Genomic DNA, 14,737 nt, shown 5'->3' on the forward strand with positions numbered 1-14,737 from the left:
ACCGGCAGTCGCGGCGGCCGATAGGACGCGCACGACGACTCGGCTGGAGGGGGCAAGGGTGAGCCTTCGCCGCGACCGGCTCTGGCTGGCGTTCCTCGGCCTCGGCCTGCTGTGCACCACCCTGTTCGCCGCCGGTGTCGCCGCCGACCTCGCCTCCGCGGTCATCGGCGTGGCGTGTGTCCTGGCGTGGGGGTTCGGCCCCCGGCTGCACGACGTGCGCCCCCGGCGGCCGTGGCGGATGATGACGGCCGCCGCGGTGTTCTTCATCAGCGGGATCCTCCTGCGGTCCATGCTGGTCGAGCAGCCGGCGCCGGTCGCGCAGATCGGCGACGCGTTCACCGTCTGCGGGTTCGGCTTCTTCATCGCGGCCCTCGTCACGTTCCTCAACCGGTGGGGCATGGACCGGCGGGCGCTGCTCGACGGGCTCATCGTGTGCATCGGCGCGGCGCTCACCTCGATGCTGCTGTTCGTCGTGCCGGCCGCGACGATCCCGGGCCGGCCGCTCATCGTGACCCTGCTCGCCGGGCTGTACCCGCTGCTGGACACCGTCACGGTGCTGCTCGTCACCAACCTGGCGTTCACCACGGCCGTGCGCCAGCCGGCGTTCGTCCTGCTCGGCGGCATGATGGTGCTGATGTTCTGCGGCGACCTCGGCTTCGCGATCATCGGCCGGCACGGCGAGGTCACCGGGCCGCCGCTGATGGACCTGCCGTTCCTGCTCGCGTTCACGCTCGGTGGCGCCGCCGCGCTGCACCCGACCGCGCGCGTCCTCGCCCGGGCGACGCCGCTGCCGATCCAGGCGTGGTCGCTGCCGAGGATGCTGGTCATCGGGCCGGCGGTGGCGGCGCCGTTCATCCTCACCGTCACCGTCGGCGCCGACACCACGGCGAGGCGCTGGGCGCTCGGCCTCGGGGGCGCCGCGATCGTCGCGCTGCTCCTGGTGCGGGCCGCCGACGCGGTCCACAGCCACGCCGCCGCGCAGCGCAGCTTCGAGCACCAGGCGACGCACGACCCGCTCACCGGGCTGCCCAACCGGCGGATGCTCACCCTCATGGTCGAGCGGCTGCTGAGCGAGGAGCGGCCGGGGCGCGGCGCCGGCGTGTGGATGTTCTACCTCGACCTCGACGGGTTCAAGCTGGTCAACGACTCGTGGGGGCACCCGGCCGGGGACCGGCTCATCATCGACGTCGGCACCCGGCTGCGGCTGGCGCTGCCGCCGGCGGCGACGATCGCGCGGGTCGGCGGCGACGAGTTCGTCGTCGTGCAGCGCTGCACCGAGCCGGAGGCGATGGCCAACGCCCGGCGGATCATGGAGTGCGTGGAGCGCCCGCTCGTCGTGGTGACCGCCGACGGCGGCGCCGCGGACGTCGTCATCGGCGCGTCGATGGGGATCGTGCAGTCCTCCAGGAGCTCGGACCAGGCCGACACGCTCATGCGGGACGCCGACACCGCCATGTACCGGGCGAAGGCGGCCGGCCGCAACCGGTGGACCGTGTTCGACGCCTCGATGCGCGACGCGGTCCGGGAGCGGGTCGAGATCGAGGTCGCGCTGCGCGCCGCCGTCGCCCAGGAGCAGCTCAGCATCGCCTACCAGCCGATCATCGCGATGGACACCGACCGGCCCGCCGGCGCCGAGGCGCTGTGCCGCTGGCAGCACCCGGTCCGCGGCTGGATCGGGCCGAACATGTTCATCGCCGTCGCCGAGGACTCCAACCTGATCTCCGCGCTCGGCGCGTGGGTGCTGCGCGAGTCCGTGCGCCAGCTCGCCGCCTGGCGCGCCGCCGGCGTCGTCGACGACGACTTCTGGATGTCGGTGAACGTGTCGCCGCGGCAGCTCGGCGACCCGGCGTTCGCGGAGCGGCTCGGCGCGACCCTGCGCCAGGCGCGAGTGCCCGCCGCCAACCTGGTGCTGGAGATCACCGAGTCGGTCATGGTCGAGGGCAGCGACCTCACCGAGCGGGTCCTCGTCGAGCTGCGGGCCCTGGGTGTCCGGATCTCCGTCGACGACTTCGGCACCGGGTTCTCCGCGCTCGGTTACCTGCGCCGCCACCCGGTCACCGGCGTGAAGATCGACCGGTCGTTCGTGAACGGTCTCGGCTCCAGCGCGGAGGACGAGGAGATCGTCCGGGCGGTCGTGGCGATGAGCAGCGCCCTGCGCCTCGCCGTCGTCGCCGAGGGCGTCGAGACCCGGGCCCAGCGGGACGTCCTCGTCGCGCTCGGGGTGCCGCTGGCGCAGGGCTGGCTGTGGGGCAAGGCGGTCGATCCCGGCACGTTCGCCGCCACGTGGGCGGTCCGCGTGGCGACGCCCGCCGCCGTTCGTTCAAACTGAACTGATGACCGAGACGATCACCGCTGAGGACGCCTACCTCTGGCTGGAGGAGGTCGACGGCGCCGAGGCGATGGCCTGGGTCCGGGACCGCAACGCCGAGACCGTCGCCGCCCTGACCGACGGGGCGCGCTTCGCGGAGCTGCGTGACGAGATCCGCACCGTCCTGGACGCCGACGACCGCATTCCGATGATCGCCTGGCACGGCGAACGGGTCTACAACCTGTGGAAGGACGCCGCCCACCCCCGCGGCCTGTGGCGGCGCACCACCCTCGAGGAGTACCGGGCCGGCGAACCCGCCTGGGAGACCGTCCTGGACCTCGACGCCCTCGCCGTCGCCGAGGACGAGAACTGGGTGTGGCAGGGCGTCACGTACCTGCGCCGCGGCCCCCTCGCCGGTGACCACCGCGCGCTGGTGTCCCTGTCCCGCGGCGGCGCCGACGCGGCGGTCGTGCGCGAGTTCGACCTGGACGAGCTGCGGTTCGTGCCCGACGGCTTCACCCTGCCCGAGGCGAAGAGCGACGTCAGCTGGATCACGATCGACGAGATCTTCGTCGGCACGGACACCGGCCCGGGCTCGATGACGGCATCGGGCTACCCGAGGCAGGTCCGGCGGTGGCGCCGCGGCACCCCGGTCGCGGACGCGCCGATCGTGTTCGAGGGCACGCACGAGGACGTCGCGGTCCGCGCGTCCAGCGACCCGTCCGCCGGCACCGAACGCGCCCTGATCCGCCGGTCGTTGGACTTCTTCCACGCCGAGCGGCACCTGCTCGCCGACGGCGCCCTCACCAGGCTCGACGTGCCCGACGACGCGGGCGTCGACCTGCACCGCGACTGGCTGCTCATCCGGGTCCGCACCGACTGGGAGGTCGGCGGCGCCACCCACCTGGCCGGGTCGCTGCTCATCATCGAGCTCGCCGCGTTCCTCGCCGGCAGCCGGGATCTCACCACCCTCTTCACGCCCGACCCGCACACCTCGCTGTCGTACAGCGACTGGACCCGCGACGGGCTCATCCTGGTCCTGCTGTCCGACGTGCAGAGCCGCCTCGAGGCCGTCCGGCACGTCGACGGCGTGTGGCAGCGCACCGTCCTCGGCGGCGCCGAGCTCGGCCAGACCGACGTGTGGGACACCAACGCTGACGCCGACGAGCAGTACCTGCTGCTGTCCAGCGGCTTCGCCCTCCCGCCGACGCTGCGCCACGGCGTCCTCGGCGGCGACCCGCCGACCGTCCTCAAGCAGGGCCCGTCCTACTTCCCGGCCGACCGGATCACCACCCGGCAGTTCTTCGCCACGTCCGCCGACGGCACCCAGGTCCCGTACTTCGTCGTCGGCGACCCGGCTCGCGGGGGCACAGGCGGCCCTGGACCGACGCTGCTGAGCGGCTACGGCGGCTTCGAGGTGTCGCGGGTCCCCTCGTACAGCGCCATCATCGGCCGCGGCTGGCTCGCCCGCGGCGGCACGTACGTGGTGGCCAACATCCGCGGCGGAGGCGAGTACGGCCCGCAGTGGCACCGCTCCGCACTGCGGGAGAACCGCCCGCGCGCCTACGAGGACTTCTCCGCGGTCGCCGCGGACCTCGTCGAGCGCGGCATCACCACCCGCGCCCAGCTCGGCATCGAGGGCGGCTCCAACGGCGGCCTCCTCATGGGCGTCATGCTGACCCGCTACCCCGACCTCTTCGGCGCGATCGTGTGCGCGGTCCCGCTGCTGGACATGCGCCGCTACCACCTGCTGCTGGCGGGCGCCTCGTGGATGGCCGAGTACGGCGACCCCGACGACGCCTCGGACTGGGAGTACCTGCGCCTGTTCTCGCCCTACCAGAACGTCCGCCAGGGCGTCCCCTACCCGCCGACCCTCATCACCACCTCCACCCGCGACGACCGCGTCCACCCCGGCCACGCCCGGAAGATGGTCGCCCGCCTGACCGAGCACGACCACGACGTCCACTACTACGAGAACATCGAAGGCGGCCACGGCGGCGCTGCCGACAACGCGCAGATGGCCTTCAAGTGGGCCCTCACCTTCGAGTTCCTCTGGCGCACCCTCGCCCCGTAGCCGGGCCTCGCACCGGATGGGGTCGCCTCCGCAAGGTGACCTCATCCGTGCGGCTCAGCTCTGCGGACCACGCAGCAGCGCCGCGAGCCTCTCGAGCTCCTCCACGCTGACGTCGGCGTCCAGGTAGTTGCGGATCAGTCCGAAGTTCGAGTCGTACCAGCGCTGCAGTTCCTCCGGGCTGGTCCCGTTCGCCAGGATCGTCGAGCGGACAGACCAGCAGGTCCGCAGCCGCTCGGCGAGCTCTGCGCGGTGCCGGGCGATGGAGCTCGGCCGGATCGAGTCGTAGAGCCGGTCCGGGTCATGGACGGACTGACGGGCCATGTCGTCGCCCCAGAACTCGAGCGTCCATCCCGGCCACAGCTCCGCCCACTGCTCGCGCAGCCCACGCAACGGCTGCACCGTCCACAGCCCGGCCCATCGGTTGGCCGGATCGAGATCGAGGACGGCGGTCGGCATGTCCTCGGCGGACTCGGGAAGCTCGGGCCCGGCGCAGACCCACTCGACCAGGCCGGGCCCCATGAACCAACGCCGCCACGCCATGTCAGGGTTCAGTCCGTACAGGCGCACCCGGCCGTCGGCGCCCCGGACGGTGACGACGGCCGCCACCCGGTCGTCCGGCCCGAACTCGTTGCGCTCGGTCCGCTTCGGCCCTAGGTCGCGGCGCGCACCCGCCGGGTCGACCCCGACGTACACCATCAGGTCCGCGATGCCGTCGTAGGCCCACCGGATCTCCCAGCCAGGCCACGTCGCCGCGTACGCCTCCAGCATCGCCGCCCGATACACCACCCGGTTGTACACGGTGTTGAACAGCAGCAGGACCCGGCGGTCGACATCGACCAGGACGCCGCCCTCGCAATAGACGTCGTCGAACCATTTACGGCCCGCGGAGTCGCCCAGGTTGTCCAGCCAGCGCTGGGCCACCTCCGGACCGGCCGCGAAGATGTAGTCGATCCCATGGCCCGCACCGCCGCCCTGCGAGTACACGGTGCACGCACCGTCGCGGACGAGGACGTAGTTGACGCAGCTTCCCATCGGCGCACCGTAGCGGAAATCGGTTCGTGTGAAGGGCCGGGCGTCGGTACAGTGGCGGCGCTGAACTGAGAGGACGTGGTCGCGGGAAGACGACACGACGGAGACGGGGCCCTGGTCGGGGAGCTGACCGAGGGTCGGGGTCTGAACCTCGCCGCATCCTGCGTGGGTGGCGGCGGCCGCTCCCTTGTACGTTCCTGCCCGGCGCCTGGATGCGCCGCGATCACCCTTGGAAACAGTCATGATTCTCGTCACCGGTGCCACGGGCACCATCGGTTCTGAGCTTGTTCCCCTGCTCGCGCGGCGGCATGCCGTGCGGGCCATGACCAGGAAGCCGGCGCGGCCCGGGGAGGTCTACGGCGACCTCGACCGGCCTGAGACGCTGCCCGCGGTGCTCGACGGGGTGGGCGCGGTGTTCGTGCTCGTCCCCGGCTACGACGACCGGGGGCCCGCCCAAGAGCTGGCGCTCGTGGCGGCCGCGCGGGACGCCGGGGTGCGGCACCTTGTCAAGCTGTCCACCAGCGGCGTCGCGTTCGGGGCCACCGACGCGATCTCCGCGGGGCACCGCGGCGGGGAGGACGTCATCCGCGGGTCGGGCATCCCGTGGACGGTGCTGCGGCCGGGGACGTTCATGACGTACCTGGAGCAGTACGCGCACGGGATCGCCCAGGAGCGCACCATGACGGTCACCGAGACCGACCCGGTGTCGGCGATGGTGCACCCGCTCGACGTGGCCGCCGTCGCCGCGACCGTCCTCACCCGGCCCGGGCACGCCGGGCGGGAGTACACGATCACCGGCCCCGAGGCGCTGTCTCCCGAGACGCAGGCGGCGATCGTCGGCGAGGTGATCGGCGAACCGGTGCGGCTCGCTGTGCGTACCGTCGCGGAGACCAGGAGCGTGTTCGAGCGCCGCGGCTGGGGCGGGCCCCGGTTGGAGGCGCTGCTGGAGCTCAAGCGGCAGTCGGGTGCGTGGGACCACACGGTGGCCGACACGGTGCCGCGGCTGGTCGGGCGGCCGGGGCTGACGCTGAAGGACTGGCTGGAGGAGCACGCGGAGTTGTTCAGCGGCGGCGGTACCGGTCGTCCCTGACCAGCACGTCCATGTCGAGGTCGGCGAGGCCGAGCAGGAGGGCCTCGCCGCGCCGGCGGACGTCGCGGAGGTGGGGCACGTCGGCGGTGGCGCCGGTGACGGCGTCGCCGAGCTGGAACAGGGCGCGCGGCGGACCGAGCAGGAACAGCGTCGCCGCGTGCTCGGTGATCGAGAGGGCGGCGTCGTCGCCGGGCGAGGGGCGCGGCGCGGGGGAGCGGAGGGTGGCGGGCCGGCCGGTGGAGAGGCCGGCCCGCAGCCCCTTCCACGCCGACGGGCGCAGGCCGGCGTCCGCGCGGGCGAGGACCAGGTCGAGCCCTTCAATCGGCAGGTGCACGACGCTGTGCGGGCTGACCGCGGCGACCCGGCACCACGCGCCGAACAGGACGAGCGCCGCGCGCGACCCGGCGAGCAGCCCTTCGCCGTGCCGGGCGAGCGGGGACCGGACCGTGAGCGCCACAGCGGAGCGGGGCCGCAGCACCCGCCGTGGGGGAGCGTGGTGGACGACGGCGCGGAGCCTGGCGGGGCCGTGGGTCACGGGCGCAGGTCCAGCCGGTACCGCTGCTCGACGCGCCCGTTGCGCGGGTGCGGGGCGGGGTCGCCGAGGGGTTGCCAGCCGAGGCTGTCGTACAGCCGGACCGCCCGCGGGTTGTCGACGTAGACGTCCAGCTCGGCGTCGTCGAAGCCGGCGGCGGTGAGCAGGGGCGGCAGCGACGTCATCAGCCGCCGGCCGACGCCCGCGCCCCAGCTGCCGGGCCGCACCCCGAGGTAGCGGACGGCGGCGGTGCGTTCGGTGTGGGGCGCGATCAGGGCGAAGCCGACGACGCGCTCGCCCAGGGCGACGACCAGCATCGTCCTGGGCGAGCTCGCCAGCACCGTCCGCAACGGCACCCTGGCCAGCTCCAGCGGCGCGACCTCGGTGCCGTCGCGGGCGGCGGTGCCCTCGGCCCACACCTGCGCCGCGTCGTCGAGGTGGCGGCCACGGTCGTCCAGCTCGATGCTCACCTGCATCGGGCCAGTCTGCCGAGGCCGCCGCACCACCGCGACCGGATAAGGACTCAGACGCGGACGGGCTCCGGGTCCGGGGTGGCGGCAAGGTGCTCGCGGAGCTTCTCGCCCTCGATGTCGACGTTCGGCAGGATCTTCGACAGCCAGCCCGGCAGCCACCACGCGGACCGGCCGAGCAGCGACACGACCGCCGGGACGATGGTCATGCGCACCACGAACGCGTCGATGGCGACGCCGATCGCGAGGGCGAAGCCCATCGACTTGATGACGGGGTCGTCGAGCAGGATGAAGCCGGCGAAGACCGACGTCATGATGAGCGCCGCCGCGGTGACGACGCGGGCGCCGTGGCCCATGCCGCTGATCGTCGCCTCCTGCGGGCCGGCGCCGTGCACGTAGTCCTCGCGCATCCGGGACACGAGGAACACCTCGTAGTCCATGGCGAGGCCGAACAGGATGCCGATGAGCAGGATCGGCAGGAAGCTGACCAGCGGGCCGGGCGTGTCGAGCCCGACGAGCGAGGCCAGGTGCCCCTTCTGGAAGACCAGGACGGTGACGCCGAACGTGGCGCCGACGGTGAGCAGGAACCCGGCGGCGGCCTTCAGCGGCACGAGGATCGACCGGAATACGAGCATCAGCAGCAGCACGGACAGCCCGACGACGAGCGACAGGTAGCGCGGCATCGCGTCGGACAGCTTCTCCGACACGTCGATGCCGACCGCGGTCTGCCCGGTCAGGGCGATGTCGGCGCCCTGGACCTGCTTGACGCGGGCCCGGACGTCGTGGACGAGGGTCTCGGTCGCCTCGTCGGTGGGGCCGGTCTTCGGGATGACGGCCAGGAGCGCGGTCTTGCCGTCGCGGCTGAAGTTCGGCGGGGTCGCGGCGAGGAGGTTCGGGGTGCCCTGCAGGACGCCGAGTGCCTCCTGCGCCTTCGCCTTCGTGGTGTCGGCGGAGCCGGTTGACACGACCAGCGCGAGACGGCCGTTGAACCCGGGGCCGAAGCCCTCCTCGACGAGGTCGGCGGCCTTGCGGGCGGGGGAGTCGGTGGGGCCGGCGCTGGCGCCGGGCAGCGCGATGCGCATGTCCGCCGACGGGATCGCCAGGGCGCCGAGCCCGAGGACGCCGATGATGAGCACGGGGATGCGGAAGCGGGTGATCGCCCGCGCCCAGCGGAACCCGAAGGCCTCGGTGTGCTCAGCGACGGTCGCGCCACCGTTGCGCAGGCGCCGCGGCAGGATGCGGGTGCCGGCGAAGCCGAGCAGCGCCGGCTGCAGGGTGATGGCGACGAGGACCGCGACGGCGACGGTGCCGGCGGCGGCCAGACCCATGACGGTCAGGAACGGGATGTTGACCACCGCGAGGCCCGCGAGGGCGATGACGACGGTGGCGCCGGCGAACACGACCGCGGAGCCGGCGGTGCCGACCGCCCGCCCGGCGGCCTCCTCGGGCGCGATGCCCTCGACGAGGTGCTGCCGGTGCCGGGACGTGATGAACAGCGAGTAGTCGATGCCGACCGCCAGGCCCAGCATCAGGGCGAGGACCGGCGCGGTGCTGGTGAGCTGGATGGCGCCGCTGAGCGCGTACAGCCCGGCCATGCCGGCGCCGACGCCGATGAGTGCGTTGAGCATCGTCATGCCGGCAGCGACCAGCGCGCCGAACGTCACGACGAGCACGACGAGGGCGATGACGACGCCGATGCCCTCAGTGCCGCCGACCTCCGGCTCGCTGTTCATGACCTCGCCGCCGTGCTCGACCCGGAGCCCGGCCTGCTCCGCCGCGGCGCCGCTCGCCTCGTACGCGGTGCGCTGCTCGTCGGTGACCTTGTCGGCCCGGTCGGCGAACTGGACCGTGATCAGCGCGTAGTCGCCCTGCGGCGACACGGCGCCGGTCTGGAACGGGTCGAGCGCGCCGATGACGCCGGGCAGCTTCGACGCCTCGGCGACGAGCCCGGCCACGGCGTCCTTGGACGCCTGCAGGTGCTGACCCTTCGGCGCGGCGACAACGATGGTGCCGGTCGCGCCGCTGGCCTCCGGGAACTGGGACTTCAGCGCATCGATCGCCCGCTGCGACTCGGTGCCCGGCATGGTGAAGTCGCTCGAGGTGGCGCCGCGGAACGCGGCCGCCGCACCGCCGAGCCCGCCGAGGATCACCACCCAGATGATCAGCACGAGCCAGCGGTGCCGGAACGAGGCGCGCCCCAGCCGGTAGAGCACGGTTGCCATGTCGGTCGTCTTTCTGGTCGGGTTACGTGAGGGGTTCGAGCACCCGCGCGGCGGTGGCGATGAGCGTCGCCCGCAGGGTCGCGTCGTCGTATTCGGTGCAGGCGAACACCACCGCGGGCAGCCCGGCGAGCACGAACTTGGCGGCCAGCAGCGCGGCGGGCGCGGCCGAGCCGCCGGCCAGGGTGACGACGAGCTTCTCCGTCAGCTCGTGCACCGGCAGCAGCGCCGGCTGTTGCAGCAGCGCGGGCAGGTCGCCGTAGATGACCTGGATCTCTTTGCGGTACCGCATCACGAGGTCGGTGAAACCCTCGATCGCGATCTCGCGGGCCAGCGCGGGGGCGGGCGCGGCGGCCACCCGCGCGTCCAGGTCGGCGAGTTCGGCGATGGCGGGCGCGCACAGCTCGGTGAGGATCGCGTCCTTGCCGTCGAAGTGGTACAGCAAGGTGGCCTTGGAGCAGCCGACCTCGGCCGCGATGTCCTGCAGCGACGTGCCCTTGTAGCCGGACTCGGCGAACTGGCGCGTGGCAGCGGCCAGGATCTCGTCGCGGGTCTTGCTGCGGGCCATGGGGTTCACCTCCGACGGTCAGCATGCCTGACCGATCGGTCAGGACCTGACCGATCGGCCAGTCTTGTGGCTGACCTCACAAACCCCATCGGCGGGGCAACCCCGGGCTACAGGGTTAAGCGCTCGCCGGTCGCGCCGTCCACGACCTCGCGGTCCCGCAGCGGTGTCTTCAGCGGCACCGGCATCGTCTGCGTGGTCATCGGGTCCCGGCCGCAGCTGCCCCGGCCGCGCAGGTACGCGGTCAGCCGGACCTGCCGGGTGTCCTCGGCGACGTCGATGCGGTCCAGCTCCTCGCAGCTGGAGTACGTCAAGCTCACCCGCAGGCCGTGCTCGTCGGGCACGGCGCCGCCGATCGGGGTACGGGTCGTGGACGGGGCGGTCATCACCCATGCCACCGCCACGACCGCGCCCGCCATCGGTACCAGTGTCACGATCCTTGTCCAGGCCCGCATGCTCGTTCCCCCCCGTTTCGCGGGACACGATAGCGGCAGACGCTGAACGGTCAGAGGCCCTGCCGGACGGCGGCCTCCACGGTTGCGGGGACGCGGCCGCCGTGCAGGTCGTCGAGGGCGAGCAGCGCCGCGCCCGCGACCGGCGGCGAGGACAGCACCGTCACCGTCGCACGCGGGGACAGCGCGCCGAGCCGCGCCAGGATGTCGCTGTGCAGCTGCGGGTGGCGGGCGGTCAGCACGCCGCCGCCGAGCACCACGGTGTACGCGGTGTCCAGCAGCGCCAGCCGGCCGGCGGCGACCTTCACGAGGGCCTCGATCTCCCCGGCGAGCCGCGCCACGACCCGGCCGGCGACCGCGTCACCGGCGGCGGCCACGGTGAACAGCACCTCGCACAGCTCGTCCAGCCGCGCCGCGGGCAGGTCGCCCAGGTGCAGGGCGATGCTGACGGCCTCCGCGGTCGGCAGCCCGTACGCGGCGGTGACCGCGCCGGTGAGCGCGGTGGCGGGCCCGCGGCCGTCCTCGCCGCGCACCGCGTGGTAGAGCGCCAGCGCGGCGAGGTGCTGCCCGCCGCCCCAGTCGCCGGACAGCTGCCCGAGCGCCGGGAAGCGCGACGTCCGCCCGTCGCGGCGGCGGCCCACGGCGTTGATCCCGGCACCGCAGACGACACCGACCGCGTCGGCGGCCGCCGTACCGGCGCGGAGCAGGGCGAACAGGTCGTTGTCGACGGTGACCGCGTCGGCGAGCCCCAGGGCGGCGACGCCCTCGTTGAGCCGCTCGACCTCGATGGGCAGGTCGGCGCCGGCGAGGTACACCTGCAGCCGGCTGAGCCGCAGGTCCGCCGGCACGGCCGCGGCGGCGCGCGCCTGGCCGACCAGGTCGCCGAGCAGCTCCAGGCAGGCGGGCAGCCCGATGTTGTGCGGCGACGTGGTCGGGCCGGCGACGCGGGCGAGGATCCGGCCGTCGGAGTCGCCGAGGACGACGTCGGTCTTGGAGTTGCCGCCGTCGGCCGCGGCGAAGAGCTGTGCGGTCACGACAGCCACGCGAGGTGCTCGCGGTTCGCGGCGAGCAGGTCGTCGGTGAGCCGGGTGGCCTGCTCGTGCTGGCCGACGAGGGGATGTGCGAGCAGCGCCTGGTACACGCGGTCCCGCCCGCCACGCACCGCGGCGTCGACGGCGAGCTCCTCGTACGCGCTGACCGCCGAGACCAGGCCGCGCAGGTGCGGGGCGAGCGGCGGCGCGGGCAGCGGGGTGGCTCCGGCGGCGCCGACCCGGCAGGTGACCTCGATGACCGCGTCGTCGGGCAGGAACGGCATGGTGCCGCCGTTGCGGACGTTGACGGCGTGGATGCCACCGTCGTCGTGCTGCAGCGAGGCGATCAGCCCGACGGCCGCCTCGGAGTAGAACGCGCCGCCGCGCTGGCCGAGCAGCGCGGGCTTCTCGGTCAGCGTGGGGTCGGCGTACATCCGCAGCAGCTGCGACTCGATCTCGGCGACCTTCGCGCCGCGGGTCGGCTGCCCGCGCTCCTCCGCGACCACCTCGTCGTGGCAGTAGAAGTACCGCAGGTAGTACGACGGCACGTTGCCCAGCGCCGACAGCACCGCCGGCGGGATCTGGACTTCCTGCGAGATGTCCGAAAGATGCGACGAGAGCAGTGAGGGCAGCCGGTCGACGCCGTCGACGTACACGGCGCGCTCCCAGGTCAGGTGGTTGAGGCCCACGTGGTCCAGGACCACCGACGAAGGGTCGATGCCGAGGGTGGTGGCGAAGCGACGCTGGAAGCCGATCGCCACGTTGCACAGCCCGGCGGCCTTGAACCCGTGGTCGAGCAGCGCCCGCGTCACGATCCCGACCGGGTTGGTGAAGTTGACGATCCACGCGCCCGGGTCGGCCCGCCGGGCGATGTCCAGGACGACCGGCACGGTGCGCAGCGCCTTCGCGAGGCCGCCGGCGCCGGTCGTCTCCTGCCCGACGCAGTCGCAGGCGAGCGGGAACGTCTCGTCGCTGATCCGGGCCGCCTGCCCGCCGACCCGCAGCTGGATGACCACGGTCGCCGCGCCGGCGAGCGCATCGTCGACGTCGGACGTCCACCGCAGCGTCCCGGGATGGCCGTGCGCGGCCATCAGCCGCCGCGCGAACGCCCCGACCACGTCGAGACGCTCCCGGTGCGGATCCAGCAGGACGATCTCCGAGGCGAACGGGGCGAGCCGCGCGAACCCGTCGATGAGCTCCGGGGTGTACGTGGAGCCACCCCCGACGACGGCGATTTTCAACCTTTGACTCCTGTCAGCGTGACACCCTGCACGAACGCGCGCTGGGCGAAGAAGAACAGCACCACGACCGGCACCATCGTGAGGATGGTCGCGGCGCTGACGAGGTTCCACTGCACATGATGCAGGGTCTTGAAGGACGCCAGGCCCAGCGACAGCGTCCAGTTGTGTTCGTTCTCGCTCGTGTAGAGCAGCGGGCCGTAGTAGTCGTTCCAGGCGTAGAAGAACTGGAACAGCGCGGCGGCGGCGATGCCGGGCCGGGCCATCGGCAGCACGATCCGCAGCAGGGTCCGCCACTCGCCGCACCCGTCCACGCGAGCGGCGTCGAGGTACTCGCCCGGGATGGTGAGCAGGAACTGCCGCAGCAGGAAGATGGAGAACGCGTCGCCGAGCAGCATCGGCAGCACCAGTGGCCACAGCGTGCCCGTCAGGTTCCAGTTGGCCCACATGAGGTACAGCGGCACGGTCGTCACCTGCGGCGGGATCATCATCATGCAGACGATGACGACGAGGAACGCGCCCTGCCCCCGCCAGCGCAGCTTCGCCAGCGCGTACGCGGCCGGGACGCTGGCCAGCAGCATGAACGTGGTCGCGGCCACCGAGTAGATGACGGTGTTCAGCAGGTACCGCGGCATCGGCGTCCTGCTGAAGACGTCGGCGTAGTTCGCGAAGCGCCACTCGCGCGGCCAGTACGACGAGGTCAGCGCCTGCGAGTCGGTCATCAGCGAGGTCAGCAGCAGGAAGAGCACGGGCGCGACGAACATGACGCACAGCGCGATCGTGATGCTGTGCCTGGCCGTCCACAACAACCAGCGGTTCATGTCACCTTCAGGGATCGGCGCAGGATCAGCAGCGAGACGGCGAACGCGACGAGGAACAGCACGACGGCCATCGCGTTGGCGTAGCCGAGCGCGCCGTAACGGAACCCGACGACGTAGAGCCACAGCGGGTACGTGAACGTGGACCCCTCCGGGTAGCCGAACGTGGAGGAGATCCCGGCGCCGGTGGTGGCCTGCCCGCTGGCGGCGGACGCGGCGACGGCGGCCTGCGCGAAGTACTGCAGGGTGGTGATGACGCCGATGACGGCGGTGAACACCACGACAGGGGAGATGTTCGGCAGCGTCACGTGCCGGAAGCGCTGCCACGCGTTCGCGCCGTCGATCTGCGCCGCCTCCAGCTGCGCCTGCGGCACGTCCAGCAGCGCCGCCAGGTACAGCACCATGACGTCGCCGACGCCCCACAGGCCGAGCAGCACCAGCGACGGCTTCGACCACCCGGGGGAGTTGAACCACAGGGGGGCGTCGACGCCGAGGTGCGCCAGGGCCGTGTTGACCGGCCCGACGCCGGGTTTGAGCAGGTAGACGAACGCGAGGGTGGCCGCGACCGGCGGGGCGAGCGCCGGCAGGTAGAAGATGGTGCGCACGATCCCGGCGCCGCGCCGGACGGTGGTGAGCAGCGTCGCGGTGGCGAGGCCGCCGAGCATGCGGGCGGGCACGAGGATCGCGCACAGCCACAGCGTGTTGGTGGCGGCGCGGGTCAGGAACGGGTCGTCGAACAGGTGCCGGTAGTTGCGCAGCCCGACCCATTCCGGCGTGCTGAGCAGGTCGAACTTCGTGAACGAGAAGTAGACGGCGCTCAGCAGCGGGTAGAGGAAGAAGACCACGATGCCGACCGTCGCCGGCGCCATGAACGAGGCGACGGTCAGCGCGTGGCGGAGCTTGTAGGGCAC

General features: G+C 72.8%; 13 protein-coding genes. 3 read left to right on the forward strand and 10 right to left on the reverse strand.

Annotated features, from left to right (window positions below; translation table 11 throughout):
* The first annotated feature begins 58 nt into the window (after positions 1-58).
* Together ACFY3L_RS03265 and ACFY3L_RS03270 are read left to right on the forward strand one after the other, a co-directional pair.
* Positions 59-2,329 carry a putative bifunctional diguanylate cyclase/phosphodiesterase gene (locus ACFY3L_RS03265; RefSeq protein ID WP_389318215.1) on the forward strand — a complete coding sequence of 757 codons (2,271 nt, stop codon included), beginning with the start codon at positions 59-61 and terminating at the stop codon, positions 2,327-2,329.
* A 4-nt stretch (positions 2,330-2,333) separates the two neighbouring features.
* The gene (locus ACFY3L_RS03270; protein WP_389318216.1) at positions 2,334-4,382 is read left to right on the forward strand and encodes a prolyl oligopeptidase family protein; all 2,049 of its coding nucleotides are present in this window, start codon (positions 2,334-2,336) and stop codon (positions 4,380-4,382) included.
* 54 nt (positions 4,383-4,436) lie between these two features.
* Here the strand turns inward: ACFY3L_RS03270 and ACFY3L_RS03275 are convergent, their stop codons facing one another.
* Positions 4,437-5,414, reverse strand: coding sequence for a hypothetical protein (locus tag ACFY3L_RS03275; protein WP_389318218.1), 978 nt, complete (start codon positions 5,412-5,414; stop codon positions 4,437-4,439).
* 238 nt (positions 5,415-5,652) lie between these two features.
* On the opposite strand from ACFY3L_RS03275, the gene ACFY3L_RS03280 reads away from it, so the two are divergent.
* Positions 5,653-6,501 (forward strand): NAD(P)H-binding protein, encoded by an 849-nt coding sequence (locus tag ACFY3L_RS03280; protein WP_389318220.1) that lies wholly within the window; start codon positions 5,653-5,655, stop codon positions 6,499-6,501.
* Here the strand turns inward: ACFY3L_RS03280 and ACFY3L_RS03285 are convergent.
* The 9 genes from ACFY3L_RS03285 to ACFY3L_RS03325 form a co-directional block, all read right to left on the reverse strand.
* Positions 6,473-7,036, reverse strand: coding sequence for a hypothetical protein (locus ACFY3L_RS03285; RefSeq protein ID WP_389318222.1), 564 nt, complete (start codon positions 7,034-7,036; stop codon positions 6,473-6,475). The two genes, ACFY3L_RS03280 and ACFY3L_RS03285, sit on opposite strands and share 29 nt — an antisense overlap.
* Positions 7,033-7,509 carry a GNAT family N-acetyltransferase gene (locus ACFY3L_RS03290; protein WP_389318224.1) on the reverse strand — a complete coding sequence of 159 codons (477 nt, stop codon included), beginning with the start codon at positions 7,507-7,509 and terminating at the stop codon, positions 7,033-7,035. Before ACFY3L_RS03290 ends, ACFY3L_RS03285 begins: the two co-directional genes overlap by 4 nt.
* Before the next feature lie 47 nt (positions 7,510-7,556).
* Positions 7,557-9,725 (reverse strand): MMPL family transporter, encoded by a 2,169-nt coding sequence (locus ACFY3L_RS03295; RefSeq protein ID WP_389318226.1) that lies wholly within the window; start codon positions 9,723-9,725, stop codon positions 7,557-7,559.
* 22 nt (positions 9,726-9,747) lie between these two features.
* Complete coding sequence (locus tag ACFY3L_RS03300) at positions 9,748-10,290, reverse strand: TetR/AcrR family transcriptional regulator (RefSeq protein WP_389318228.1); 543 nt, start codon at positions 10,288-10,290, stop codon at positions 9,748-9,750.
* A gap of 107 nt (positions 10,291-10,397) precedes the next feature.
* The gene (locus ACFY3L_RS03305; RefSeq protein WP_389318230.1) at positions 10,398-10,721 is read right to left on the reverse strand and encodes a hypothetical protein; all 324 of its coding nucleotides are present in this window, start codon (positions 10,719-10,721) and stop codon (positions 10,398-10,400) included.
* A 71-nt stretch (positions 10,722-10,792) separates the two neighbouring features.
* On the reverse strand, positions 10,793-11,773 hold the full coding sequence (locus ACFY3L_RS03310; protein ID WP_389318232.1) for an N-acetylglucosamine kinase: 981 nt from the start codon (positions 11,771-11,773) through the stop codon (positions 10,793-10,795).
* Positions 11,770-13,011, reverse strand: a complete 1,242-nt coding sequence (locus ACFY3L_RS03315; RefSeq protein WP_389318234.1) for a 6-phospho-beta-glucosidase — start codon at positions 13,009-13,011, stop codon at positions 11,770-11,772. Before ACFY3L_RS03315 ends, ACFY3L_RS03310 begins: the two co-directional genes overlap by 4 nt.
* Complete coding sequence (locus tag ACFY3L_RS03320) at positions 13,008-13,829, reverse strand: carbohydrate ABC transporter permease (protein WP_389318236.1); 822 nt, start codon at positions 13,827-13,829, stop codon at positions 13,008-13,010. The genes ACFY3L_RS03315 and ACFY3L_RS03320 overlap by 4 nt, the downstream gene beginning before the upstream one ends.
* Positions 13,826-14,737 (reverse strand): carbohydrate ABC transporter permease, encoded by a 912-nt coding sequence (locus tag ACFY3L_RS03325; RefSeq protein WP_389318238.1) that lies wholly within the window; start codon positions 14,735-14,737, stop codon positions 13,826-13,828. The genes ACFY3L_RS03320 and ACFY3L_RS03325 overlap by 4 nt, the downstream gene beginning before the upstream one ends.

Source organism: Dactylosporangium sp. NPDC000521 (assembly GCF_042898305.1).
Classification (GTDB): Bacteria; Actinomycetota; Actinomycetes; order Mycobacteriales; family Micromonosporaceae; genus Dactylosporangium.